Origin of the sequence: Variovorax sp. WS11, assembly GCF_010499245.1 — a bacterium.
Lineage (GTDB): Bacteria > Pseudomonadota > Gammaproteobacteria > Burkholderiales > Burkholderiaceae_C > Variovorax.
Window position 1 is genome coordinate 384,544 of sequence record NZ_JAAGOW010000001.1, and the last position, 24,071, is coordinate 408,614.

Annotated in this window: 24 protein-coding genes; 10 read left to right on the top strand and 14 right to left on the bottom strand. The window is 68.7% G+C overall.

Annotated elements, in window-relative coordinates; genetic code table 11:
* Positions 1-242: 242 nt before the first annotated feature.
* Positions 243-2,744, top strand: a complete 2,502-nt coding sequence (locus GXN78_RS02100; protein ID WP_106553953.1) for a sodium-translocating pyrophosphatase — start codon at positions 243-245, stop codon at positions 2,742-2,744.
* A 34-nt stretch (positions 2,745-2,778) separates the two neighbouring features.
* On the opposite strand, the gene GXN78_RS02105 is transcribed toward GXN78_RS02100, so the two are convergent.
* The 7 genes from GXN78_RS02105 to GXN78_RS02135 all read right to left on the bottom strand — a co-directional run bounded on the left by GXN78_RS02105 (position 2,779) and on the right by GXN78_RS02135 (position 10,037).
* Complete coding sequence (locus GXN78_RS02105; protein WP_106553952.1) at positions 2,779-3,348, bottom strand: hypothetical protein; 570 nt, start codon at positions 3,346-3,348, stop codon at positions 2,779-2,781.
* Positions 3,349-3,601: 253 nt separating this feature from the next.
* On the bottom strand, positions 3,602-3,850 hold the full coding sequence (locus GXN78_RS02110; RefSeq protein ID WP_106553951.1) for a hypothetical protein: 249 nt from the start codon (positions 3,848-3,850) through the stop codon (positions 3,602-3,604).
* A 98-nt stretch (positions 3,851-3,948) separates the two neighbouring features.
* Positions 3,949-4,842: a hypothetical protein gene (locus GXN78_RS02115; RefSeq protein ID WP_106553950.1), complete on the bottom strand. Its 894-nt coding sequence runs from the start codon at positions 4,840-4,842 to the stop codon at positions 3,949-3,951.
* Complete coding sequence (locus GXN78_RS02120) at positions 4,839-6,767, bottom strand: StlD/DarB family beta-ketosynthase (RefSeq protein WP_106553949.1); 1,929 nt, start codon at positions 6,765-6,767, stop codon at positions 4,839-4,841. The genes GXN78_RS02115 and GXN78_RS02120 overlap by 4 nt, the downstream gene beginning before the upstream one ends.
* Positions 6,768-6,771: 4 nt before the next feature.
* Complete coding sequence (locus GXN78_RS02125) at positions 6,772-7,689, bottom strand: fatty acid desaturase (RefSeq protein ID WP_106553948.1); 918 nt, start codon at positions 7,687-7,689, stop codon at positions 6,772-6,774.
* Positions 7,673-8,452, bottom strand: coding sequence for a sterol desaturase family protein (locus GXN78_RS02130; protein WP_106553947.1), 780 nt, complete (start codon positions 8,450-8,452; stop codon positions 7,673-7,675). Before GXN78_RS02130 ends, GXN78_RS02125 begins: the two co-directional genes overlap by 17 nt.
* Before the next feature lie 10 nt (positions 8,453-8,462).
* Positions 8,463-10,037, bottom strand: coding sequence for a phospholipase D family protein (locus GXN78_RS02135; RefSeq protein WP_106553946.1), 1,575 nt, complete (start codon positions 10,035-10,037; stop codon positions 8,463-8,465).
* 119 nt (positions 10,038-10,156) lie between these two features.
* On the opposite strand from GXN78_RS02135, the gene GXN78_RS02140 reads away from it, so the two are divergent.
* Together GXN78_RS02140 and GXN78_RS02145 are read left to right on the top strand one after the other, a co-directional pair.
* Positions 10,157-10,711 (top strand): peroxiredoxin, encoded by a 555-nt coding sequence (locus tag GXN78_RS02140; protein WP_106553945.1) that lies wholly within the window; start codon positions 10,157-10,159, stop codon positions 10,709-10,711.
* A 33-nt stretch (positions 10,712-10,744) separates the two neighbouring features.
* Positions 10,745-12,178: an aldehyde dehydrogenase family protein gene (locus GXN78_RS02145; RefSeq protein WP_106553944.1), complete on the top strand. Its 1,434-nt coding sequence runs from the start codon at positions 10,745-10,747 to the stop codon at positions 12,176-12,178.
* Between the two features lie 3 nt (positions 12,179-12,181).
* On the opposite strand, the gene GXN78_RS02150 is transcribed toward GXN78_RS02145, so the two are convergent.
* On the bottom strand, positions 12,182-13,087 hold the full coding sequence (locus GXN78_RS02150) for a ZIP family metal transporter (RefSeq protein WP_106553943.1): 906 nt from the start codon (positions 13,085-13,087) through the stop codon (positions 12,182-12,184).
* Positions 13,088-13,217: 130 nt separating this feature from the next.
* On the opposite strand from GXN78_RS02150, the gene GXN78_RS02155 reads away from it, so the two are divergent.
* From GXN78_RS02155 to GXN78_RS02175, 5 genes are all read left to right on the top strand, one after another.
* On the top strand, positions 13,218-13,979 hold the full coding sequence (locus GXN78_RS02155; protein WP_106553942.1) for an SDR family oxidoreductase: 762 nt from the start codon (positions 13,218-13,220) through the stop codon (positions 13,977-13,979).
* 115 nt (positions 13,980-14,094) lie between these two features.
* Positions 14,095-15,219, top strand: coding sequence for a GTP 3',8-cyclase MoaA (gene moaA, locus GXN78_RS02160; protein ID WP_106553941.1), 1,125 nt, complete (start codon positions 14,095-14,097; stop codon positions 15,217-15,219).
* Positions 15,216-15,866, top strand: coding sequence for a molybdenum cofactor guanylyltransferase MobA (gene mobA, locus GXN78_RS02165; protein WP_106553940.1), 651 nt, complete (start codon positions 15,216-15,218; stop codon positions 15,864-15,866). Before moaA ends, mobA begins: the two co-directional genes overlap by 4 nt.
* 13 nt (positions 15,867-15,879) lie before the next feature.
* The gene (gene glp, locus GXN78_RS02170) at positions 15,880-17,193 is read left to right on the top strand and encodes a gephyrin-like molybdotransferase Glp (protein WP_106553939.1); all 1,314 of its coding nucleotides are present in this window, start codon (positions 15,880-15,882) and stop codon (positions 17,191-17,193) included.
* Between the two features lie 33 nt (positions 17,194-17,226).
* A complete protein-coding gene (locus GXN78_RS02175) occupies positions 17,227-17,730 on the top strand; it encodes a cyclic nucleotide-binding domain-containing protein (RefSeq protein WP_106553938.1) in 504 nt (167 codons plus the stop codon).
* A 3-nt stretch (positions 17,731-17,733) separates the two neighbouring features.
* Here the strand turns inward: GXN78_RS02175 and rnhA are convergent, their stop codons facing one another.
* On the bottom strand, positions 17,734-18,183 hold the full coding sequence (gene rnhA, locus GXN78_RS02180) for a ribonuclease HI (protein WP_106553937.1): 450 nt from the start codon (positions 18,181-18,183) through the stop codon (positions 17,734-17,736).
* Positions 18,180-18,977, bottom strand: a complete 798-nt coding sequence (locus GXN78_RS02185; protein ID WP_239142574.1) for a methyltransferase domain-containing protein — start codon at positions 18,975-18,977, stop codon at positions 18,180-18,182. The genes rnhA and GXN78_RS02185 overlap by 4 nt, the downstream gene beginning before the upstream one ends.
* Between GXN78_RS02185 and GXN78_RS02190 the strand changes: the two genes are divergently transcribed.
* Both GXN78_RS02190 and GXN78_RS02195 read left to right on the top strand, forming a co-directional pair.
* Positions 18,976-19,185 carry an MBL fold metallo-hydrolase gene (locus GXN78_RS02190; protein WP_343231009.1) on the top strand — a complete coding sequence of 70 codons (210 nt, stop codon included), beginning with the start codon at positions 18,976-18,978 and terminating at the stop codon, positions 19,183-19,185. The genes GXN78_RS02185 and GXN78_RS02190 overlap by 2 nt on opposite strands.
* Positions 19,182-20,780, top strand: a complete 1,599-nt coding sequence (locus tag GXN78_RS02195; RefSeq protein ID WP_106553935.1) for a transglycosylase SLT domain-containing protein — start codon at positions 19,182-19,184, stop codon at positions 20,778-20,780. Before GXN78_RS02190 ends, GXN78_RS02195 begins: the two co-directional genes overlap by 4 nt.
* A gap of 34 nt (positions 20,781-20,814) precedes the next feature.
* Here GXN78_RS02195 and GXN78_RS02200 read toward each other — a convergent pair whose 3' ends face one another.
* The 4 genes from GXN78_RS02200 to GXN78_RS02215 all read right to left on the bottom strand — a co-directional run bounded on the left by GXN78_RS02200 (position 20,815) and on the right by GXN78_RS02215 (position 24,070).
* Positions 20,815-21,648 (bottom strand): ABC transporter permease, encoded by an 834-nt coding sequence (locus GXN78_RS02200; RefSeq protein ID WP_106553934.1) that lies wholly within the window; start codon positions 21,646-21,648, stop codon positions 20,815-20,817.
* On the bottom strand, positions 21,648-22,472 hold the full coding sequence (locus GXN78_RS02205) for an ABC transporter ATP-binding protein (protein ID WP_106553933.1): 825 nt from the start codon (positions 22,470-22,472) through the stop codon (positions 21,648-21,650). The genes GXN78_RS02200 and GXN78_RS02205 overlap by 1 nt, the downstream gene beginning before the upstream one ends.
* Positions 22,473-22,522: 50 nt before the next feature.
* Complete coding sequence (locus tag GXN78_RS02210; protein ID WP_106553932.1) at positions 22,523-23,563, bottom strand: ABC transporter substrate-binding protein; 1,041 nt, start codon at positions 23,561-23,563, stop codon at positions 22,523-22,525.
* Positions 23,564-23,677: 114 nt separating this feature from the next.
* The gene (locus GXN78_RS02215) at positions 23,678-24,070 is read right to left on the bottom strand and encodes an MAPEG family protein (RefSeq protein WP_106553931.1); all 393 of its coding nucleotides are present in this window, start codon (positions 24,068-24,070) and stop codon (positions 23,678-23,680) included.
* Position 24,071: the final 1 nt, after the last annotated feature.

Genomic DNA, 24,071 nt, shown 5'->3' on the forward strand with positions numbered 1-24,071 from the left:
TGTAGTGGATAAGTGTTAGAGGGATTCGGACAAACCCGAAGTTTACTTTCCGTGTCACGGGCCGGTCGCACCAAACGAGACTTTTGCCTGTAAATTGGCTCCGTTGGCCAATCGGCTCCACCTTTTCAGGGAACGGGGCTTCGAGGAAGCAACGCGGCGGAAGCACAGACCCGTACGCGTTGCGCGCAGGGCCAAGTGCTTTCGTCTCCACAAGTCACAACGTACGAATGGAGAAGCAAGGCATGATCGGCAACACCCCACTCGTCCTCGCCATCGTCTGCGGCCTCGTGGCCGTGGGTTATGGCTTCTGGGCACGCAGTTGGATTCTTTCGAAGGACCCGGGCAACGCCCGAATGCAGGAGATCGCGGCCGCGATCCAGACCGGCGCGGCGGCCTACCTGGCCAAGCAGTACCGCACCATCGCGATCGTGGGCCTCGTGCTCGCGATCCTGATCGGCGTCTTCCTCGACGTCACCACCGCGGTCGGCTTCGTGATCGGCGCGGTGCTCTCGGGCGCCTGCGGCTTCATCGGCATGAACGTCTCGGTGCGCGCCAATGTGCGCACCGCGCAGGCCGCGACCCAGGGCATCGGCCCGGCACTCGACGTCGCCTTCCGCGGCGGCGCCATCACCGGCATGCTGGTGGTGGGGCTGGGGCTGCTGGGCGTCACCGTCTTCTTCTGGTTCCTGGCAGGCAACGGGCAGCTGACGCCCAATACCAAGCTGGCCACCCTGCTCAATCCGCTGATCGGCTTCGCCTTCGGCTCCTCGCTGATCTCGATCTTCGCGCGGCTGGGCGGCGGCATCTTCACCAAGGGCGCCGACGTCGGCGCCGACCTGGTGGGCAAGGTCGAGGCCGGCATCCCCGAAGACGATCCGCGCAACCCGGCCGTGATCGCCGACAACGTGGGCGACAACGTGGGCGACTGCGCCGGCATGGCGGCCGACCTGTTCGAGACCTATGCGGTGACGCTGATCGCGACCATGGTGCTGGGCGCGCTGATGGTGACGGCGGCGCCGGTCAATGCGGTGCTGTATCCGCTGGCGCTGGGAGCCGTGTCGATCATCGCCTCGATCATCGGCTGCTTCTTCGTGCGCGCCTCGCCGGGCATGGTCAACGTCATGCCGGCGCTCTACAAGGGGCTGGCAGTGGCGGGCATCCTGTCGCTGATCGCCTTCTGGTTCGTCACGCAGTGGCTCATTCCGGACAACGCGATCGCGGCCTCGGGCAGCCAGCTCAAGCTCTTCGGCGCCTGCTTCGTCGGCCTGGCGCTGACGGCGGCGCTGGTGTGGATCACCGAGTTCTACACCGGCACGCAGTATTCGCCGGTGCGCCACATTGCGCAGGCCTCGACCACGGGCCATGGCACCAACATCATCGCGGGCCTGGGCGTGTCGATGCGCTCCACCGCCTGGCCGGTGCTCTGCGTCTGCATCGCGATCATGGCTTCCTACTGGCTCGGCGGCCTCTACGGCATCGCGGTGGCGGCCACGGCCATGCTGAGCATGGCGGGCATCGTGGTGGCGCTCGACGCCTATGGCCCGATCACCGACAACGCCGGCGGCATCGCCGAGATGTCGGAGCTGCCGGCCAGCGTGCGCGACATCACCGATCCGCTGGACGCGGTCGGCAACACCACCAAGGCCGTGACCAAGGGCTATGCCATCGGCTCGGCCGGCCTGGCCTCGCTGGTGCTGTTCGCCGACTACACGCACAAGCTCGAGACCTACGGCCAGGCCATCAGCTTCAACCTGAGCGAGCCGATGGTGATCGTGGGCCTCTTCATCGGCGGCCTGATCCCCTACCTGTTCGGCGCCATGGCGATGGAGGCCGTGGGCCGCGCGGCCGGCTCGGTGGTGGAGGAAGTGCGCCGCCAGTTCCGCGAGATCCCCGGCATCATGGAAGGCACCGGCAAGCCCGAGTACGGCCGCGCGGTGAGCATGCTGACCGGCGCCGCGATCAAGGAGATGATGATCCCCAGCCTGCTGCCGGTGGTGGTGCCGATCCTGGTCGGCCTGCTGCTGGGACCGAAGGCGCTGGGCGGGCTGCTGATGGGCACCATCGTCACCGGCCTCTTCGTGGCGATCTCGATGTGCACCGGCGGCGGCGCCTGGGACAACGCCAAGAAGTACATCGAGGACGGCCACCACGGCGGCAAGGGCTCCGAGGCGCACAAGGCCGCCGTCACCGGCGACACCGTGGGCGACCCGTACAAGGACACGGCCGGCCCGGCGGTGAACCCGTTGATCAAGATCATCAACATCGTGGCGCTGCTCATCGTGCCGCTGGTGGTCAAGTTCCATTCAGGCGATGCCGGCGCGATGACCGCGCCCGCGGCCTCGCCTGCCCCGGCGGTCGCTCCGGCTCCCGCTCCGGCACCGGCACCGGCCGCGGCGCCGGCGGCGGCCGGCGACACGGGCGCCTCGATCAAGACCGATGGCGGCGTGGTCAAGTTCTACTTCGCCTCTGCCAGCGCCGAGGTGCCGGCCGGCTCCAGCGCCGCGCTGGCCGACATCGTGAAGTCCGTGCAGAGCGGCGGGCGCGTTCTGGTGAGCGGCTACCACGATGCCACCGGCGACGCCGAGAAGAACGCCGAGCTCGCCAAGCAGCGCGCCATGGCGGTGGGCGCCGCCCTCCGGATGGCGGGCGTGCCGGACGACAAGGTGGAGCTCGCCAAGCCGGCACAGGCGCAGGCAGACGGGCCGCCGGCCGAGGCGCGGCGCGTCGAGGTGAAGCTTCAGTAAGTGCGCAGGCGCGGCGGCCTGGCCGCCGCCGCGCTCAATTGAGACTGGCGCCGTGGGTCGGCAGCGCGCCCTGCTCGGTGCGCAGCGGCACGCCCTGCAGCGTGTCGAAGTCGGACGGCGACTCCGGGGGGCGCGTCTCTTCTATCTCGTGCAGCGAGGCGACCCAGCGGCCAGCCGCGGAGTTGGCAGGCTCGTCGTTGGTGAAGATGCCGTCGCGGATGTAGAAGGTCTCGCCGGCGGGCCGCTCCGTGTGCAGCTCGATGAGGCGCGCGATCGGGAAGGTGTAGGTGACCAGCTTCTCCTTGGTCTTGCGGTCCTTGCCCCCGCAATTGAAGAAGCCCTCGGCAGCAATGACGATGCAGGAGCCGTCCACCTGCGCAGCCTCTTCGCCGCCGAGGCGCCACACGGCGGTGGGCAGCCGCACACGCACCTTGTCGATCACGAGATCGCGCTGCTTGTTGAGGGCGGTGAGCGGCGGCACCAGCGAGCGCAATTGGCGCAGGCGTTCAGCGAAGTTGTCGTCCATGATGAACTCCACGTGGTGCGTGGCACCACCCGAGCGCTTGACGACCTGCATGACGACATGACGGGCTGGGCGGCTCATTGCAAACCGCCCTTCCCCATGTCGTGGACGCGCCTCAACCAATAGCAGTGAATGGTTTTAAGCGGATACATTTATTCGACCGTGAATTAGAACTTTGGTATTGAGGCAAATATTTGCATCAATTGTTTCCAACTGTAGATCGAATTCGACGCTTTTGGTAGTCGATTTACAGAGCCAAATCGACGTGCAAGGTCTTGAAAATGTCACAAAACGGCCGCGCGCCTTCGCACTCAGCGCCGGCCGTACGGGCGATTTACTCCGAAGCCGCCTCGGCTGCCTCTGCTTCTTCCAGCGCCTTGCAGGAGGGTGCGCAGACCGTCTGCGACTTGCCCAGGAACTGCCGCGTGCGCATCTGGGAGCGCACACGATGCTTGCCGCACAGGAAGCAGGACATGGTCGCCCCGCTGAAGGAGGCCGAGGCGCGGAAGGGGGAGCCCGAGGCCTTGGCCTTGTAGCGCAGGCCATCGGCGACGATGGCGGTCTTGGTTTCAGCCTTGGCCATGGGCGGCGTCCGGCTCGGCAGGGCGCGTGGCGCGCCCGATCTTGGGCGCCGGAGATGGGGTAGCGTTCATGAGGGGCATATAGGGCGGTGGCGCGGGATTACAAGTGACCGCCGGCGGCGCCAGCCTCCCGGGCAGCACGGAACTTTACCAGCAGGCTGTGCAGCATCTCGGTGGAAAGACCATGAATCACCAGCCGGTGCCCGGCCCGCAGGGTCGACAGCGGCACCAGCGGATGCTTGTTGTTCACCAGGATGAGGTGCTCGGGCGCGTCCAGCAGCGTGGCGGCGTAGATGCCGATGGTCTCGTCCAGCTGCAGCGAATTGGCGGCGCGCCAGAAGTCGTTGTCGGTGAGCATCAGCTGGTAGAGGGGCGTGAACAGCTCGATCGCGCTTTGCAGGTCCAGGAAGTTGAGCGGCCCCTTCGGCATGTCCTCCAGCCGCACTCCGGGCTCGCGGATCATCGAGAAATCGACGGTCTGGGCCTTCTTCAGTTCGAGCCCCTTGGCACGTAGCGCCTGGTTGAGGCGAATCACGAAATTGAAAAGGTTCAGGTCGTGCTTCAGGAACATGTCGTCCTTCAGCGCGTCGAGGTCCTCCGGCTCCAGGGGCGAAGTCTCCACCGGCACCGGCGAGTTGGCGCCGATGAAAGCCAGCACCTGCGAGCCCAGGTGGAAATGGCGCAGGATCAGCCAGTTCGCCTCGGGCGAGACGAAGCGCTTCAAGCCCCAGGCCAGCAGGCGATGCAGAAGGCGCGAGTGCGACCAGTTGCGCGGCACGAAGACCTTGCACACCTGGAACAGCACGATGGCCATGCGCGCCAGCGGCCGCAGGAAGGGCAACAGGTACTGCCGCGAGCCCGAGCTCGAGTCGGCCAGCCAGGCCGCCTTCACCGGGTCGGGCAGCGGCGTGCTCTGGTCGAGGTAGAGGGCGAGCCAGGGGCTGGGGTCGCGCGGGTCGTGCGCCTGCGCGAGGAAATCGAGCGTCGGCTTCATGCGCGCTTCGGCTGCTGCTGCGTGACGTGCTCGAACTGCATCAGGTAGAGCGCGGCGGTGTGGCGCGCGGTGTCGATGATGCGGCGCGCCGCGCCACCCTCCTCGTCCAGCGCCATCGCCATCTCGACGGCGGCCAGCCAGCGGTTCAGGTGGTTCTCGTCGTTGTGGCCGTGGTACTCGAGGAAGCGCAAGGCCTCGGGCGGCAGCTTCACGCCCGCCTTGATCAGCGGCAGCAGCGCCGGCACGATGCGCTGGCCCGTGCCCTCGATGATGTAGATCGCGCCCAGCAGGCCGATCGGGTTCGGCGTCGCGGCCAGGCCATGCAGGTAGGCGTTGAGCGCCTCGCCCCCGGGGTTGCGGCGCAGCGCGTCGATGTCGGCCACGCTGCCGCCGGCCTTGCGGTAGTCCTTGAACAGGATCATGAAGTCGTCCTGCTCCTCGCGGGCATGCACGCCGATCAGGGAGGCCAGGGCCTCGTAGGGCTGGCCCAGCGAGGCGGCGCCTTCGCGCATCCACTTGCTGCCTTCGCGCACCTGGGGAATCCAGTTTTCCATCCAGTTCAAGTAGTCCGGCAGCGCGAAGCGCCGCTCGCGGATCTGCCGCACCAGCGGCGTGCGCCAGACGCGCGAGCGGTAGTCGTGCCAGATCGAGGCCAGCTCGGTGAGCAGCCCGCCCAGGGCCCCGGGCGCGCCGGCCGGGTCGTGCGGCGGGGCGATGGCCTCGGCATCGGCATCGGCCGGCGCTGCCGCTGCCGCGCGCACCGGTACCGACGCAACGGCGGCATCCACCGCTTCGACCTCGAACAGCATGTACGCCGCCATGAAGCGCCCCGACTCCGGCACGTAGCAGAAGATCTGCTCGCCGGGCTCGAGGCGGCGGGTCTGCAGGAACTCGGCCAGCATGATCATGATCGAGGCCGCGCCGGTGTTGCCGCGCCAGGCCAGGTTGCTGTACCAGCGCTCGCGCGGGATCGCGAGGCCGGCCTTCTGCATCAGGCCGTCGACCACGGGGATGAACTTCTCCGACGAGTAGTGGCACAGGAAATGGTCGACCCGCGCCGGGTCGAGCCAGCCCTTGCGCACCAGCCCCGCGTACTCGTGGATGCCGATGTCGAACAGGTGCGGCAGCAGCCGGATGTCCTGCCGCAGCGACAGCGCGCCCGCGGCCTCGGCCTCGGCCCAGGAGGCGAAGTCCAGGTGCCCACGCGCGCGATCCTCGGTCAGGCCCAGCTGCATGCACACCGGGTAGTCGCCCGAGAAGGCGCGCTGGTGGATCCACTTCAGGCGCAGCCGAACGCCAGGTGCGCCAGGAGTGCCGGCCAGCGCCGGCGCACCGTCCGACAGCAGCAAGGCGCCGGCGCCATCGGACAGCATCCAGCGCAGGAAGTGCGAGTCGAAATCGCAGTCGTAGCCCCGGGCCGCGAAGCGCGAGCGCTTGAAGAGGCGCGAGGGCATTTCGCTCGCCACCGCCAGCGCCGAGCGGTGCGCCCCCATCTCCACGCCCTGGGCCGCCGCCTGGATCGCCGACACGCCGGCCGCGCAGATGCCATGCACCGACAGCGTCTCCATGGGTGGCGCCGCGAGCTCGCCCTGGATCATGTTGGCGAAGCCCGGCATCAGCGTATCGCCGCCTGAGGAGCCGCTGGCCAGCAGCGAGACGCGCGAGAGCTCGGCCGCACCCTGCTCGAGGCAGTGGCGGACGGCGCCCGCCGCCAGCTGGGCATTGCTGTGCACGGTGCGGCCTTCGGCGTCGATCGCGTAGTAGCGCTCGCGGATGCCGTTCTCGGCCAGGATGCGCCGCTTGATGCGCTCCGACATCCGGTTGAGCGGCGCGATGTAGGCATCCATGCCTTCGTTGGACACCGGTTCGCCGGGCATGAAGTAGCCGGCGCTTTCAAGGTAGACGCGTTGGAATGGGACGGGCATGGGATCAGGGCGGTGGAAGAGAACTCGGAGGCATCAGCGAGCGGCTGCGAAAGCGCGGCACCAGCGCTCCCAGCAGGAACACGCGCGCCATGTAGGGCAAGAGGCCGCGCTCGTTGAGCGCCGGGTGCACCAGGTGCCGGTAGCGCTCGCGGTGCAGCCGCGCGAGCTCCGACCAGTGGGCATGCGAATGCTCGTGGTGCGCCGTGTGCAGGCCGATGTTGAAGAGCAGCGGATTGACCAGCCCCTCGAAGTTGCGGGCGTAGTCGAGGGACCGGCCCTTCGCTCCCGGCCGGCCATCCGCATGCGCATGCTGCAGGTAGTTGGTGGCCAGCAGCCAATGCAGGCCGTGCAGCTGCGGCAGGATCACGAACAGCAGCGCGCGGCGCCAGTCGAGCGCCAGCAGCGCCACCCAGCTGCCCAGCCACAGCACGTACTGCGCCATGCAGTAGCGCCATGCGCCGGGCCAGTGGCGGCGCAGGGTCGCCAGCCAGGCGACGAACATCGGGTAGAGCACGGTCGCCGCCTGCAGCGGATGCACCAGGTAGCCCCAGAGGTGATTGGTGTCCCCGCCGAAGCGATAGGTGCGCGCCGCGTCCTGCGGCCCGTGCCGGAAGCGGTGGTGATTGGCCATATGCGCCGGCCAGAACACGAAGGTAGGATGGCCCTGCAGCAGGGTCAGCCAGAAATCGGTGAAGCGGTTCGCCCGGCGGCTGCGCCACAGGCGCAGGTGCGCATGGTTGTGATGGATCACGCTGACGCCGAGGGTGAGAAAGAGCATCAGGCCGTAGAGCAGCCAGTGGAAGCCGTGCACCCATTGCCAGGCCGCAAGCGCCGGCAGCAGCGCCAGGTAGGCGAGGCTTTGCCAGTCGCGCCAGTGGTGCAGCCGCGGCAGGCGCGGCGCGCGGTCAGGCCGGGGCGCCATGGCTTTTTTCTTTCTCGCGGTAGGCGCGCAACTGCGGCTCGGCCGCGTCGGCGGCGATGCGCGTGCGAAACAGCCGGTCCATGAAGGTGAACTGGAAGCCGTAGTTGCCGCTGTGGCAGGCGTGGTGCAGGTGATGCCGGCGGCTGGCGGCGAACCAGTGGTTGTACGAGACCGCCGGGAAGAAGTCGTAGTTGGAATGCCCCACGTTGTTGAAGAAGAGGCTGAACAGCGGCACCGAAGCCAGCGCCCAGAAGCTGAAGTCGTGCACCAGCATCGGCGGCAGGATCACGTTGCCCAGCAACAGCGCCTCGAGCGGATGAAAGCTGTAGGTGGCAAAGGGCGTGGTCACCGTGGAGCGATGGTGCGGGCCGTGGAAGCGCCGCAGCAGCCGCGTGTGCAGCAGTCGGTGGTTGAGCCAGAAGTGCACGTCGTTCCAGACTGCCAGCGCGAGGATCTCCAGCGCGATCTGCAGCCCGCCCGCGGCCCCGTCGAGCCTCGCCCAGCCCAGCTGCAGAAAGCCCCAGGGGAACACCATGCCGAGGCCGAAGACCGCCACCGACACGGCCGACTGCCCGATTTCCCTGCGCAGCTGCTCGGGCCGCACCGGCCGCGGGTCGAGCCGGCGGCCGATGCCCAGTGCCGGCAGGAGCTTGTGCGTCAGCAGCCAGTTGATGGCACCGAAGGTCAGGTAGATGCTGCCGAAGAAGGCCACGCCCCACAGCATGACCTGCAGGGCGGACAGGGATTGGAAGGTGGCTGCCACGCGCGGACGGCTACAACAGCATTTCCGGCACGATCGGCGCGATCAGCCTGTTGTAGAAGCGCTGGAAGAAGGTCGCCTCCGGCTCGGATGTGAGGACCATCTCCTTCTCGCCGTCGGTGGTCAGCCATTCGAGCCGGCCGGTGTCCTTGGCCAGCCGCAGGCGGTAGGAGTTCTGGACCCGGCTCACGCTGATCACCCGCAGCATCTCGCGTGCCAGCTGCGGGCTGTCGATGAGCATGCCCATCTCGGTGTTCTGGGTGGCCGAGCGCGGATCGAGGTTGGCCGAGCCGATCATGATGCGCGAGCGGTCGATGGCCGCGGTCTTCGCGTGCAGCCGCCCCAGCGAGCTGCCGAAGGAGCCGAAGCGCTTGCTCGCGGTGGTGCGCTCGGGGCTCAGCTCGTAGAGGTCGGCGCCGGATCTCAGCAGGCGCTCGCGATAACGCATGTAGCCCGTGTGGACCAGCGGCTCGTCGTTGGCCGCCAGCGAGTTGGTCAGGAGCACGAGCTTGACCTTGCGCTTGCCCAGCGACTCGAAGGCAGCCATGCCCTTCTCGCCCGGCACCAGGTAGGGCGAGGTCATCTGCACCTCCTGCTTGGCGTCGAGCAGGTTGCTCCAGATCCGCATCGTGACGCTGGTGGCCAGGGCCTCGTCGGCGGTCATGGTCGTGGGCTTGGTGGGCGGGTCCGCCACGGCATGGGCCACGCCCCACAGCAGGCCCATGCGCCCCTCGTCGAGCTCCTCGGAGATCGGCCCGTAGCCCAGGATATCGTTGGGCGGCAGCACGATCTTGGGCGCCGGGGCGGCCATGTCCACCCAGGAATCGAACTCGGCGGTGCCGGGCGTCTTCCCGCCCTGGCCGCGCACGATGTCGGCGATGGGCCAGACCTGCTCGCTGTTCCAGTAGGTGTCGAAGATGGCTTCGAGCTGCGGCAGCACCTTGCCCACCACCACCGCGTCCATGTCGATGAAGTTCTGCGCCTCGCTTAAAACGAAGTACTCGTCGGCAATGTTGCGCCCGCCGACCACCGCCATCACGCCGTCGGCGATGAACAGCTTGTTGTGCATGCGGTGGTTGAGCCGATAGATCTCGCCCGGCGAGGCGACGAAGCGCGACAGGAAGCCGTCTCGCCCGCAGCAGAAGGGGTTGAAGAGCCTCACCTCGACATTGGGCGTCTGCGAAAGCGCCAGCAGCAGGTACTGGCTCTTTTCGGTGTAGAGATCGTCCACCAGGATGCGCACCTTGACGCCGCGAGCCGCAGCCTCGCGCAACGTGCGCATCAGCAGCCGGCCGACGCCGTCGTTCTCGAGCTGGTAGTACTGCACCACCAGCGAGTGCTCGGCCCGCCTGGCGAGCTGGATGCGGGCGTCCAGCGAATACACGCCCAGCGGCATCAGGCGGAAGCCGGAATGCTCGCCCGGCGGCGTGGACGCGGCCACGACCTTGGCCAGCGTGGTCGACGAATCGGGAGGCGCCGCAAAGGCCATGGGCCGCTCCTTCGCCGGCGGCAGCGAGCCGCAGGCCGCGAGCCCGGCGGCGAGGACACACAGCAACGCGACGCGCAGCAGATGGACCCATGCGTTCATGATCTTTCCTCTCTCTGATCGTTTTACGGATACGGCGCCGGTCGCTTGCCGGTTTCACCCCTGCCGCACAATCCATTCGGGTTCTAGAATTTCGCGATGCCTCTTCCCGGAGTTACACCATGACCCGACGGATTCTCGCGCGTATCGCCGCCTTTGCAGTCGCAGGCATCGCTCTTTCCCCGGCCTTCGCGGCCCTGGACATCGGCGATCCGGTGCCCAAGTTCACGGCCACCGCCGCGCTGGGCGGCAAGACCTTCAACTATTCGCTGGCCGACGCGCTGGCCAAGGGCCCGGTGGTGGTGTATTTCTTCCCGGCCGCCGGCACCACCGACTGCAACATCGAGGCCCACGCCTTCGCCGAGGCCATGGCCCAGTTCGAGGCGGCGGGCGCGTCGGTGATCGGCGTCTCGGCCGACGATATCGACACGCTGAAGGATTTCTCGGTCAAGCAGTGCCAGAGCAAGTTCCCGGTGGCGGCCGACCGCTCGAAGGTCGTGATCGAGGGCTTCGACGCGGTGATGCAGACGCGCCCCGATTTCGCCAACCGGCTGTCCTACGTGGTCGCGCCCAACGGCACGGTCGCCTACTACTACCAGAACCTCAACCCGGACAAGCATGTGGAGCGCATGCTCAATGCGCTGAAGGCGCTGCCGAAGGCGACGGCGTCGAAGTGACGTAACGGGCGCCCTGGCGCCACAATTCACGCCATGCAGCTCCACTACATCGCCAACGAAAGCGTCCCCTCCTCCTCCGGCCGAACCCTCCCCGTTCTCGACCCGTCGGACGGCCAGCCCTTCGACGACCTGCAGCGCGGAAATGCCGCCGACATCGACGCGGCCGTGCGCGCCGCGCGCGACTGCTTCGAGGGCAGCTGGCAGAAGCAGAGCGCGGCCGAGCGCGGCCGGCTGCTCTACAAGCTGTCGCAGAAGATCGCCGAGCACACGGACGAGCTCGCGCTGCTGGAGCAGCGCGACTGCGGCAAGCCCGTCAAGCAGGCGCGCGCCGATGCGCTGGCGCTGGTGCGCTACTTCGAGTTCTATGCCGGCGCCTGCGACAAGCTGCACGGCGAGACCATCCCCTACCAGGACGGCTACAGCGTCTTCACCTGGCGCGAGCCGCACGGCGTCACCGGCCACGTCATTCCGTGGAACTACCCGATGCAGATCTTCGGCCGCAGCGTCGGCGGGGCGCTGGCCGCGGGCAATGTCTGCGTGGTCAAGCCTTCGGAAGACGCCTGCCTGTCGCTGATCCGCGTCGCGCAGCTGGCGGCGGAGGTCGGCTTCCCGCCCGGGGCGATCAACATCGTGACCGGCTACGGCCACGAGGTGGGCGATGCGCTGGCGCGGCACCCGGGCATCGACCACATCAGCTTCACCGGCAGCCCCAAGGTGGGTACGCTGATCCAGCAGGTGGCGGCGGAGCGCCACTGCCCGGTCACGCTGGAGCTCGGCGGCAAGAGCCCGCAGATCATCTTTGCCGACGCCGACCTGGGCGCCGCCATCCCGGTGCTGATCAACGCCATCGTGCAGAACGCCGGCCAGACCTGCTCGGCCGGCTCGCGGGTGCTGGTCGAGCGCGAGATCTACGAGCTGCTGCTGGAACGCCTGGGTCAGGCCTTCGAGGCGCTGCGCGTGGGGCCCGCGGCCATGGACCTGGACGTCGGCCCGCTGATCCGCCAGACCCAGCAGCAGCGGGTCTGGGACTTCCTGTCCGACGCCCAGCATGCCGGCATCCCGATGGTGGCCCAGGGCGTGGTGGTCGACGAAGCGCCGCAGACCGGCTTCTACCAGGCGCCCACCCTGCTGCGCGACGTGCCGGTGACGCACCGGCTGGCGCAGGAGGAAGTCTTCGGCCCAGTGCTCGCCTCCATGTCCTTCCGCGACGAGGACGAGGCGGTGGCACAGGCCAACGCCACCCAGTTCGGCCTGGTCGCCGGCATCTGGACGAAGGACGGCGCGCGCCAGTTCCGCATGGCCAAACGCGTGAGGAGCGGCCAGGTCTTCGTTAACAACTACGGGGCCGGCGGCGGCGTCGAGCTGCCCTTCGGCGGCGTCAAGTCCTCGGGCTATGGCCGCGAGAAGGGCTTCGAGGCGCTCTACGGCTTCACCACGCTCAAGACCGTGGCGGTGCGCCACGGCTGAGCATCAACCGAGGGCCGTATCCAGCAACATCATCAGCACAAAGCCCACCATCAGCCCACCCGTCGCGAAGGCCTCGTGGCCCTTGCGGTGGGACTCCGGGATGATCTCGTGGCTGATCACGAAGAGCATCGCGCCGGCCGCGAAGCCCAGGCCCCAGGGCAGCAGCAGCGCCGAGTGGCTGACGATCACGGCGCCGAACACCGCCCCCAACGGCTCGACCAGGCCGGAGGCCATGCCGATCGCCACCGCGAACGGCCGGCGATAGCCCGCGGCCAGCAGCGCCGCGGCGACGACCAGGCCTTCGGGCACGTCCTGGATCGCAATGCCGGTTGCCAGCGCGCTGCCGCGCAGCGCGTCCCCGCCGGCAAAGCCGACCCCGATCGCCAGGCCTTCGGGCAGGTTGTGCAGTGCGATCGCGAACACGAAGAGCCAGGTTCGCCGCAGCGCGCGCGTGTCCCGCCCTTCCACGCCCTTGATGAAATGCTCGTGCGGCAGCACCCGGTCCAGCACCAGCAGCGCCAGACCGCCCAGCAGGATCGCACTGCCGACGATGCCGCCGGCACCCCAGGCATCCGCACCCGAGGCGCGCGCCGCGGCAATGCCCGGAATGATCAGCGAGAAGGCGCTGGCGGCGAGCATCACGCCGGCGCCGAAGCCGAAGAGCGTGTCCTGCGTGCGGTCCGACAGCCGCTGCGAGAACACGATGGGCAGGGTGCCCAGCGCGGTCGCGAGCGCCGCGACCGAGCCGCCGGTCAGCGCCTGCAGCACCACCGGCCGGCTGGCAACGTACTGCCAGAACTGCACGCCCAGCACCAGCACGCCGGCCAGCACGATGGCGATCCCGAGGGCCTGCCGCAAGGGCCAGGAGGGGCGCCCGGCGGCGCTGGCGAGGGATGAGCTTGGGTTCATGATTCAGATGATAGTAATTCTCATCTGGATCGTGGTTCGGGAATTTCAATGCTCCCGATAGAGGCAGCCCAGGACGGCGACGAGCTGCCTACACTTGCCCGTTTCTTCCCTCATCCCTGGAGACTCAAGCATGCGCGTCAAGGACAAATCCATCATCGTGACCGGCGCCGGCGGCGGCATCGGCGAAGGCATTGCCAAGCGGCTGGCGGCCGAGGGCGCGCAGGTCATCGTGAACGACATCAACACCGCGCTCGGCGAACAGGTGGTCGAGGCCATCCTGCGCGCCGGCGGCAGGGCCTCCTTCTTCGCGGCCGATGTCACGAAGTCGGCCGAGATGCAGGCCCTGGTCGCCGCCGCGGTGCAGCGCCACGGCAAGCTGGACGTGATGGTCAACAACGCCGGCTGGACCCACCGCAACCGCCCGGCCCTCGAAGTCAGCGAGGACGAGTTCGACCGCTGCTACGCGGTCAACATGAAGAGCATCTATCTCTCCACGATCCACGCGGTGCCGGCTTTCCGCGCCAATGGCGGCGGCGCGTTCATCAACATCGCCTCCACCGCCGGCGTGCGCCCGCGGCCCGGCCTCACCTGGTACAACGGCTCGAAGGGTGCGGTGATCACCACCAGCAAGTCGCTGGCGGCCGAATTCGGCCCGGACAACATCCGCGTCAACTGCATCAACCCCGTGTTCAACCCCGACACCGGCCTCGCGGCCGAGTTCGCCGGCGGTCCGATCACCGAGGAGCGCAAGGCCAAGTTCCTCGCCACCATCCCGCTCGGCCGCTTCTCCACCGCGCTCGACGTGGCCAACGCGGCGCTCTACCTGGCGAGCGACGAGGCCGCTTTCATCAGCGGCGTCTGCATCGAGGTCGACGGCGCGCGCTGCGTCTAGTGGACCGTAACAGTCGGTCCACTATTGCGGCAGCGCAACATGCTCTACGCCGCCGTGGTCAAGTAGTTTCCGAGGGGGCGCCCGGCCCGGCAATGGGTTAAATTGGTCCTTCCCCATGAGCAACAAGCACATCGTCCCCGTCTCCCAGATCGGCCGCGCCCGCCGCGCCGCGCCGTTGCCGGCGCACGCGGTGCCGGCCACCGGAGTGCTGCTCGACCGGCTCGCGCGCCCGCTCACCGACCTGCGCATCAGCGTCACCGACCGCTGCAACTTTCGCTGCAGCTACTGCATGCCCAAGGAAGTCTTCGACAAGGACTACCAGTACCTGCCGCACAGCGCGCTGCTGAGCTTCGAGGAGATCACCCGGCTCGCGCGCATCTTCGCCGCGCATGGCGTGCACAAGATCCGGCTCACCGGCGGCGAGCCGCTGCTGCGCAAGAACCTCGAGCTCCTCGTCGAACAGCTGGCCACGATCCGCACGCCCGAAGGCAAGCCGCTGGACCTCACGCTGACCACCAACGGGTCGCTGCTCGCGCGCAAGGCCGCCGCGCTCAAGGCCGCGGGCCTGCAGCGCGTCACCGTCAGCCTCGACGGCCTGGACGATGCCGTGTTCCGCCGCATGAACGACGTCGACTTCCCGGTGGCCGAGGTGCTCACCGGCATCGATGCGGCACACGCTGCCGGGCTCGGCCCGATCAAGGTCAACATGGTGGTCAAGCGCGGCACCAACGAGCAGGAGATCCTGCCGATGGCGCGGCGCTTCCGCGGCACCGGCGTGGTGCTGCGCTTCATCGAGTACATGGACGTCGGCGCCACCAACGGCTGGCGCATGGACGAGGTGATGCCCTCCGCCGAAGTGCTGCAACGCATCGCCGAGGCGTTCCCGCTCGATCCGCTCGAGGCCACGGCCCCCGGCGAGACCGCGCAGCGCTGGGCCTACCGCGACGGCGGCGGCGAAGTCGGCGTGATCAGCAGCGTGACCCAGGCCTTCTGCCACGACTGCACCCGCGCGCGCCTGTCGACCGAAGGCAAGCTCTACCTCTGCCTGTTCGCGACCAGCGGCCACGACCTGCGGCCGTTGCTGCGCGGCGACGCCGACGATGCGCAGATCGCCTCCGCGATCGGCCACATCTGGCAGGGCCGGGCCGACCGCTACTCCGAGCTGCGCGCGCTGCGCGGCCCCGACACGGAGGCGGCCAGCGGCGCGCGCCGTGTCGAGATGAGCTACATCGGCGGATGAGCGCGCCCACCGCCATCGCTGCCGGCGAGATCAGCGGCCTGATCCTGGCCGGCGGGCGCGGCTCGCGCATGGGCGGCGTCGACAAGGGCCTGCAGAACTTCAACGGCACGCCGCTCGCGCTGCACGCGCTGATGCGGCTTTCGCCGCAGGTCGGCGAGCTGATGATCAATGCCAACCGCAACCTCGCGGCCTACGAATCCTTCGGCGTGCCGGTCTGGCCGGACGGCCTGGCCGACTATGCCGGGCCGCTGGCCGGCTTCCTGACCGGGCTGGAGCGCTGCGAGACGCCCTACCTGCTCACCGTTCCCTGCGACACGCCGCTGTTCCCCTTCGACCTGGCGCAGCGCCTGGGCGAGGCGCTGCTGGCGCAGGACGCCGAGATCGCAATGGTCAACGCCCCCGAGGCCGCGGCCGAAGCGGATGGCGCCTCGGCCCTGCGCCCCCAACCGGTGTTCTGCCTGCTGCGCGCCACCCTGCTCGAAAGCCTGGTGCGCTTCACGCAGGAGGGCGGCCGCAAGATCGACCGCTGGACCGCCCAGCACCGCACCGCGCTGGCGGCCTTCGACCGCCCGGGCGATGCGCCCGATGCCTTCTTCAATGCCAACACGCTGGCCGAGCTGCACACGCTCGAAGCCCAGCGACGCTGACCGTGCTTCCCTCATGAGCCGCATTGCCGAGATCGCCGCCGAACTGGCCGGCTACGACCCCAAGGCCCTCGGCGTCGAGGCGGTGCAGGACTTCCTGGCGCGCCTCGCGCAATCCGCCGTCGTCACGCAGACCGAGCGCATCGCGCTGCGCGACGCGCTGGGCCGCGTGCTGGCCGAGGACATCGTCTCGCCCGTAAGCGTGCCGCCGCACGACAACTCGGCCATGGACGGCTTCGCCTTCGACGGCGCCTTGCTGCCCGCCGACGCCGCCAGCGACGCCTCGGTGAGCCTGCGCGTGGCCGGCACCGCGCTCGCCGGCGCGCCCTGGCGCGGCACGCTGGCGCCGGGCGATGCGGTCAAGATCATGACCGGCGCCGTGATGCCCGCCGGCCTCGACACCGTGGTCCCGCAGGAGTTCTGCTTCGTCGAGGGCGAGCAGGTGCGCTTTCCCGCCAAGGCGCTGCGGCGCGGCGACAACCGCCGCCTGGCCGGTGAGGACCTGCAGCAGGGCCAGCCCGCGCTGCTGCGCGGCGAGCGCCTGTCGCCCGCCGCGCTGGGCATGGTGGCCAGCCTCGGATTGCCGATGGTGCCGGTGCTGCGCCGGCTGCGCGTGGCGTATTTCTCCACCGGCGACGAGATCCTGAGCCTGGGCGAGCTGCCGCGCGAAGGCGCGGTCTACGACAGCAACCGCTACACCGTGCTGGGCCTGCTCACCCGCCTCGGCTGCGAGGCGATCGACCTGGGCCTGGTGCGCGACGACCCCGCCACGCTGGCCGACACGCTGCGCCGCGCCGCAATCGAGGCCGACGCCATCATCACCAGCGGCGGCGTCAGCGTGGGCGAAGCCGACCACACCCGCGCCGTGATGCAGCAGCAGGGCGACATGGCCTTCTGGCGGGTGGCGATGCGCCCCGGCCGGCCGATGGCGGTCGGCCTGATCCCCAAGCCGCGCGAAGCCGGCGGCTCGGCCGTGCTCTTCGGCCTGCCCGGCAACCCGGTGGCGGTGATGGTCACCTTCCTCGCCTTCGTGCGGCCGGCCCTGCTGCGCATGATGGGCTGCCACGAACAGGGCTGCGCGCCGCCGCCCCTGCTGCGCGCCAGGAGCGTCGATGCGATCCGCAAGAAGCCGGGCCGCACCGAATACCAGCGCGGCCGCGTCGAGCCTGTGCCGGGCTCGCTACCCGATGTGCGCATCGCCGGCAACCAGGGCTCCGGCGTGCTCAGCTCGATGGTCGAGGCCAATGGCCTGGTCGTGCTGCACCATGCGCAGGGCAGCGTGGCGGCGGGTGACCTGGTCGACGTGATGATGTTCGAAGGCGTGATCTAGGATCGCGACCTCAGCCCTGCGCAGGAGGCGCGCATGCTCGCAGCCAGAATCGAGTTGATGCAGCAGATGCCGATCTTCGGCGCGATCGATGCCGCGACCATCGAGTTCCTGCTCGAGCCCGCGCCGGTGATGGAGGTCGCCGCAGGCGACTATTTCTGCCGCGAAGGCGACATGGCCGACGGCATGTACGTGCTCGAACGCGGCTGCGTGACTGTCTCGAAGAGCTGGGAAGACCAGCGCCTGCTGCTGCGCCGGCTCGGGCCGGGCGACTGCTTCGGCGAGATGGCGCTCCTGGACCTGTTCCCGCGCAGCGCCTCGATACGCGCGGACGAAGACTGCACCGCCATCCGGATCACGCCCGACAACCTGCTGCGCCTGTTCGAGCACGACGCCGTGCAGTTCGCGCTGATCCAGATGAACATCGGCCGCGAGATCAGCCGCCGCCTGCGCCACACCGACGAACTGCTGTTCCGCGCCCGCATGGGCGAGGTGCTGGAGGCGCCGGAGCGCCTCGTCACCCGGCCGGCCGCACTCTAGAGGCTAGAGCCGCCCCAGCGCCCGCTCCACGCCCTTGTTGGCCAGCATGTCGGCGCGCTCGTTGCCCACGTCGCCCGAATGGCCCTTGACCCAGCGCCATTCGATCTGGTGGCCGCCCTCGGACACCAGCTTGTCCAGTTCCTTCCAGAGCTCCACGTTCTTCACCGGCTGCTTGGTCGAGGTCAGCCAGCCCTTGGCCTTCCAGCCGCGGATCCATTCGGTGATGCCCATGCGCACGTACTGGCTGTCCAGGTAGAGGACCACCTTGCAGGGCCGCTTGAGCGCCCTCAGGCCTTCGATCACCGCCTGGAGCTCCATGCGGTTGTTGGTGGTGTTGAGCTCGCCGCCGAAAAGCTCCTTCTCGGTGGCGCCCGACTTAAGCCAGGCACCCCAGCCGCCGGGGCCCGGGTTGCCCTTGCAGGCGCCGTCGGTGTAGATTTGTACTTCGTTCAAGAACCGTTTCCTTGTCGTTGTCGTGTCCGGTGATGGTGATGGCCGCGGTGTACCTTGCCGGCGATCGGCACCGGCGCGCTCGCGCGCTGCGCTGCCCGGCGCCAGTCGGCCGACAGCAGCCGCATGCCGCGCACGCGCTTGACCGCGACCAGGAAGTACACCGCGCCGAAGATCGGCCACCAGCGCTCGCCCAGGGTGTCGAACCAGCGGCAGCGTTCGAGCCACGCCTCGCTGCGCACCGCCGGCCGGTAGATGCCGAAGTCGCCCGATTCGACCTCGAAGCTCAGGAGGCGCAGCCAGTCGCGCATGCGCCGGTAGCCGATGAAGTCGCCCGAGTCGGGCAGGAAGAGCTCGCCGAAGCCCAGCCGCTGATACAGGTGCGCACGCCACTGGCGCATGCCCCACAGGCTGGTCGGGTTGAGCCCGCAGATGACCACGCGGCCCTCCGGCACCAGCACGCGCTCGACCTCGCGCAGCGTGCCGTGCGGGTCGTGGCTGAGTTCCAGCGCATGGGGCAGCACCACGAGGTCGAGGCTGTTGGCCGAAAAAGGCAGCGCCGTGAAGTCGGTGACCAGCGCGCTCCTGGCCGCCACCGCCGGATCGTCTACCGCCAGCCAGCGATGCGGCATGCGGTTGGCGCGCAGGCCCTCGACCTCGGCCAGGCCCAGCTGCAGCGCGTGGTAGCCGAAGACGTCGGCCACCGCCTGGTCGAAGCGTGACTGCTCCCAAGCCAGCAGGTAGCGGCCGGGAGGGGTCTGGAACCACTCGTGCAAACCTATAATTTGACCGCTCATGAAGCTCGTCCCACTGCCCGCCTTCGCCGACAACTACATCTGGATGCTGCAGGATGGACGCAACGCGATCGTGGTCGACCCGGGAGATGCCGCGCCGGTCTTCGATGCACCCGCTCGCGGCAATCTGCAGTTGGCCGCGATTCTAGTCACGCGCCATGATGCCGATCACAGCGGCGCACTGCGCCAATGGAAAAACAACTTTCGATGAAATTCATCCTTGCTGCCTGCCTTGCCGGCTCGCTGCTGCTCGCGGGCTGCGCGAGCACCACCGGCACGGGCTCCTCTTCCTCGACCACCCCCGACACCGCTTCCACCGCATCGAGCACCGCCGCGGCACCGGTCTATCCCGGCGGAGCGCTGACCCCCATCACCTCCGGCACCACCCGCTCGCGCTCCGTCGTCACGCTCGCCCCGCCGGTCGACATGTGGGATCGCATCCGCCGCGGCTTCAAGATGCCCGACCTCGACAACGAGCTGGTGCGCGACCGCGAGCAGTGGTATGCGAGCCGGCCCGACTACATGCAGCGCATGACCGAGCGCTCGAGCCGCTACATCTTCCACATCGTCGAGGAGCTCGAGCGCCGCGACATGCCCACCGAGCTGGCACTGCTGCCCTACATCGAAAGCGCCTTCAATCCGCAGGCCGTCTCGAGCGCCAAGGCCGCCGGCATGTGGCAGTTCATGCCCGCCACCGGCACCGACTTCGACCTCAAGCAGAACATCTTCCGCGATGACCGCCGCGACGTCGTTGCCTCCACCCGCGCCGCGCTCGACTACCTGCAGAAGCTCTACGGCATGTTCGGCGACTGGCACCTTGCGCTGGCCGCCTACAACTGGGGCGAAGGCAGCGTGAGCCGCGCCATCGCCAGGAACCAGCGCGCCGGCCTGCCCACCGGCTACACCGACCTCAACATGCCGGCCGAGACCCGGTACTACGTGCCCAAGCTGCAGGCGGTGAAGAACATCGTCGCCAACCCGGAGCGCTTCAACGCCGACCTGCCGGTCATCGCCAACCACCCCTACTTCCAGACCGTCACGCTCAAGCGCGATCTCGACGTCGCCCTGGCTGCCAAGCTGGCCGACGTGAAGATCGAGGACTTCCGCGCCCTCAACCCCTCGGCCCACAAGCCGGTGCTGCTGGCCGCGGGCACGCCCGAGATCCTGCTGCCCTGGGACAACGCCGCCGTGTTCCAGCGCAACTTCGAGGCCTACACCCAGGGCCAATACGCGAGCTGGACCGCCTGGACCGTGCCCAACACCATGACCGTGGCCGACGCCGCCCAGCGCTCGGGCATGAGCGAATCCGACCTTCGCGCCATCAACAGCGTGCCCCCGCGCATGATGATCAAGGCCGGCTCGACGCTGATCGTGCCGCGCGGCGCGCGCGTGCAGGAGGACGTGCAGGCCACCGTCGCCGACACGGGCCACCTGAGCTTCCAGCCCGAGATCGTCACCCGCCGCACCGTGGTCAAGGCCGGTCGCAACGACAACGTGGCGAGCATCGCGCGCCGCTACAAGCTCAGCCCCGCCAGCGTCGCCGAATGGAACGACGTGAAGACCGGCCATGTATTCCAGCGCGGCGGGCAAGTGGTGGTCTACCTGCCGGTGCGGGCCGCAGGCGCCGAGCGCGTCGGCCGCGGCCTGCGCGGCCGTCATGACAGCACGGTGGTCGTGACCAGCAAGCGCGGCGGCGGCGTCGTCAAGACCAGCACCGCCAAGACCGCGCCGGTCGCCAGGTCGGGTTCCTCGGGCAAGATCGTGCGCGAAAAGCGCGGCGGCGCGCCCTCGAAGAAGAAGCGCTAGCCGTCGATGGCGCGGCGGGGCGAAGCACCGGCGCTCAGAGCTTCTCCGTCTCGCCGCTCTTCGGCTGCCATTTCATGAGCCGCCGCTCGATCAGGCCCACCAAGCCGTCGAGCACCAGCGCGAAGGCGGTGAGCACCGCAATGCCGGCGAACACGGTGTTGACGTCGAAGGTGCCTTCGGCCTGCAGGATCAGGTAGCCCACGCCGCGCGCCGAGCCCAGGTACTCGCCCACCACCGCGCCGACGAAGGCCAGCCCCACCGAGGTGTGCAGGCTGGAGAACACCCAGCTGGTCGCGCTCGGCAAATAGACCGTGCGCAGCAGCTGCCGCCGGCTGGCGCCGAGCATGCGCGCATTGGCCAGCACCTCCGGGCTGACCTCGCGCACGCCCTGGTAGACGTTGAAGAACACGATGAAGAACACCAGCGTGACCGCCAGCGCCACTTTGCTCCAGATGCCCAGGCCGAACCACAGCGCGAAGATGGGCGCCAGGATCACGCGTGGCATAGAGTTCGCTGCCTTGATGTAGGGGTCGAGGATCAGGCTGGCCGTCGGCGCCAGCGCCAGCCAGAGTCCGCAGGCCAGGCCCAGCAGCGTGCCGATGCCGAAGGCCAGCACGGTCTCGAGCAGGGTGACGCCGAGGTGCAGGTAGATGTCGGCGCGGCCCGCCAGGCCGTCGGGGAAGAGCGCGTTCGGCGCGATGGCGATGGGCAGGAACCAGCTCCAGATGCGGCCCGCCACCTTGATCGGCTCGCCGAGGAAGAAGGCGACCTGCGTGTCGCGCGACACCAGGTGCCACAGCACCAGCAGCACGACCAGCAGCGCAAGCTGCCAGCCGCGCGCATTGCCCTCGTTCGGCCGCAGCGCCATCAGGCGGCCTTCTTCAGCTGCTGCGCATAGCCCTTCAGCACCTCGTCGCGCAGCACGCTCCAGATCTGCGCGTGCAGTTCGACGAAGCGCGGATGCGTGCGCACCTCGACCACGTCGCGCGGACGCGCGAGGTCGATGGCGAACTCCCCGATCGGATGCGTGCCCGGGCCGGCCGAGAGCACCACCACGCGGTCGCTCATCGCGATGGCCTCGTCGAGGTCATGCGTGATGAAGAGCACCGCCTTTCTCTTCGCGGCCCAGAGCTCGAGCACCTCGTTCTCCATCAGCTGGCGCGTCTGCACGTCGAGCGCGCTGAAAGGCTCGTCCATGAGGATGATGTCCGGATCCAGCGCCAGCACCTGGGCCAGCGCCGTGCGCTTGCGCATGCCGCCCGAGAGCTCGTGCGGATAGCGGTCGCCGAAGCCCACCAGCCCCACGCGCGCCAGCCACTGCTCGGCCAGCGCCCTCGCCTCCTCGTCCGGCATCCCGCGGTACTGCAGCCCCAGCATCACGTTGGCGAGCGCGCTGCGCCAGGGCATCAGCGCCTCGGTCTGGAACATGTAGCCCGCGCGCGTGTTGATGCCCGAAAGCGGCTGGCCGAAGACTTTCACCGTGCCCGAGGAAGGCTCCAGCAGGCCGGCACCGACGTTGAGCAGCGTCGACTTGCCGCAGCCCGTGGGACCGACCACCGAGACGAACTCGCCCGCGCGCACCCGCAGCGAGGTGCCGGCCACCGCCGTGTAGCGCTGGCTGCGCTCGTCCTTGGAGCGAAAGGTGCAGCTGATGTCGAGCAGTTCGAGCGCGTGGTCGGAGTCGGCGGACATGAACGGAAGAAAAAAAACCCGGCCGGAGCCGGGTCGCGAAAACGGGCAACTCAGGCTTTGAAGCGCTCCTTCGCGCGACGCGCGAAGTCGTTCGTATAGGTCTTGGCCAGGTCGATCTTGTCGGCCTTCACTGTCGGGTCGAAGCTCGCGATCGCGGCCAGCGCGGTCTTCGGCCCCTCGGCCGGCACGATGCCGTCGGTCGCGATCGCCTCGCGCACCTTGTCGAAAGAGGCCAGGTACAGCGCGCGGTCGCCGAGCAGGTAGGTCTCGGGCACGGTCTTGATGATGTCGCCCGGGCCGGCGGTCTGCAGCCACTTGAGGCCGTGCACGATCGCGTTGGCCAGTGCCTGGCAGGTGTTGGGATGCTTGTGGACGAATTCCGCCGGCGCATAGAGGCAGGCCGCCGGCATCGGGCCGCCGAACACCTCCTGCGTGCCCTTCAGCGTGCGCGTGTCGCTGATGATCTTCACGTCGCCCTTCTGCTCGAGCATGGTCATCACCGGGTCGGTGTTGCTGATGGCGTCGATCTGGCCCGAGCGCAGCGCCGTCAGCGCGCCGGCGGCCACGCCCACGCCGATGAAGCTCACATCGCTGGCCTTGAGGCCGCCGCGCGAGAGCACCAAGTTGGCCACCATGTTGGTGGACGAGCCCGGCGCCGACACGCCGATCTTCTTGCCCTTGAGATCGGCGATGCCCGCGTAGCCCGCCATGTTCTTGGTCGACACCCCGATCGCGATCTGCGGCGCGCGGCCCTGCAGCACGAAGGCCTGGAAGACCTGGTTCTTGGCCTGCAGGTTGATGGTGTGCTCGTAGGCGCCCGAGCACACGTCGGCCGAGCCGCCCACCACCGCCTGCAGCGCGCGCGCACCGCCGGCGAAGTCGGAGATTTCGACCTCCAGGCCCTCGGCCTTGAAGTAGCCCAGCTGCTCGGAGATGGTGAGCGGCAGGTAGTAGAAGGCCGCCTTGCCGCCGACGGCGATGGAGATCTTCGGCTTCTCGAGCTTGGCCTGCGCACGCACCCACAGCGGCACGGCGATGGATGCGGCTGCACCCAAGGTCGCGGCGACGGTGAAGCTACGGCGGTGGAGCATGCGTTGTGGCCCTGGGGCTCTCTGGGATCGTTGTTCGAATCGAGCTTAGGGGCGCGCACCATCTGCCTGCATCGGGAACATCCCGTGCGGGTTTCCACGTAAACATGAAGGCCTCTAGCGGCCGGCGAAAAGAATCGCGATGTTGGCTGCGAACGCGAGCGCCCAGACCGTGCTGCGCGCAGTGCCGAAGCCGCGGATGTAGAGCGCGATGTAAACGATGCGCAGCAGCACGTAAGCCGCGGCCAGCATGTCGAGTCGCGCCTGCGCGGCGCCGAGCTGGTGCGCGATGACCACCGCGCCGATGAAGAAGGGAAGGCCCTCGAAGCTGTTGTTCTGTGCGGCGAGCGCTCGCGCGCGCCAGCCGGCCTGGCGCCCCATCCAGTCGCGTGGCGCCTGGTTGTCGCGCAGCCTGAAGCTGCCGATCTTCGCGATGTAGGCCGCGAGGTAGGGCAAGAGCGCCGCGACCAGCACGCACCAGTAGGCCAGCGTCAACGCGGGCAGGCGCATG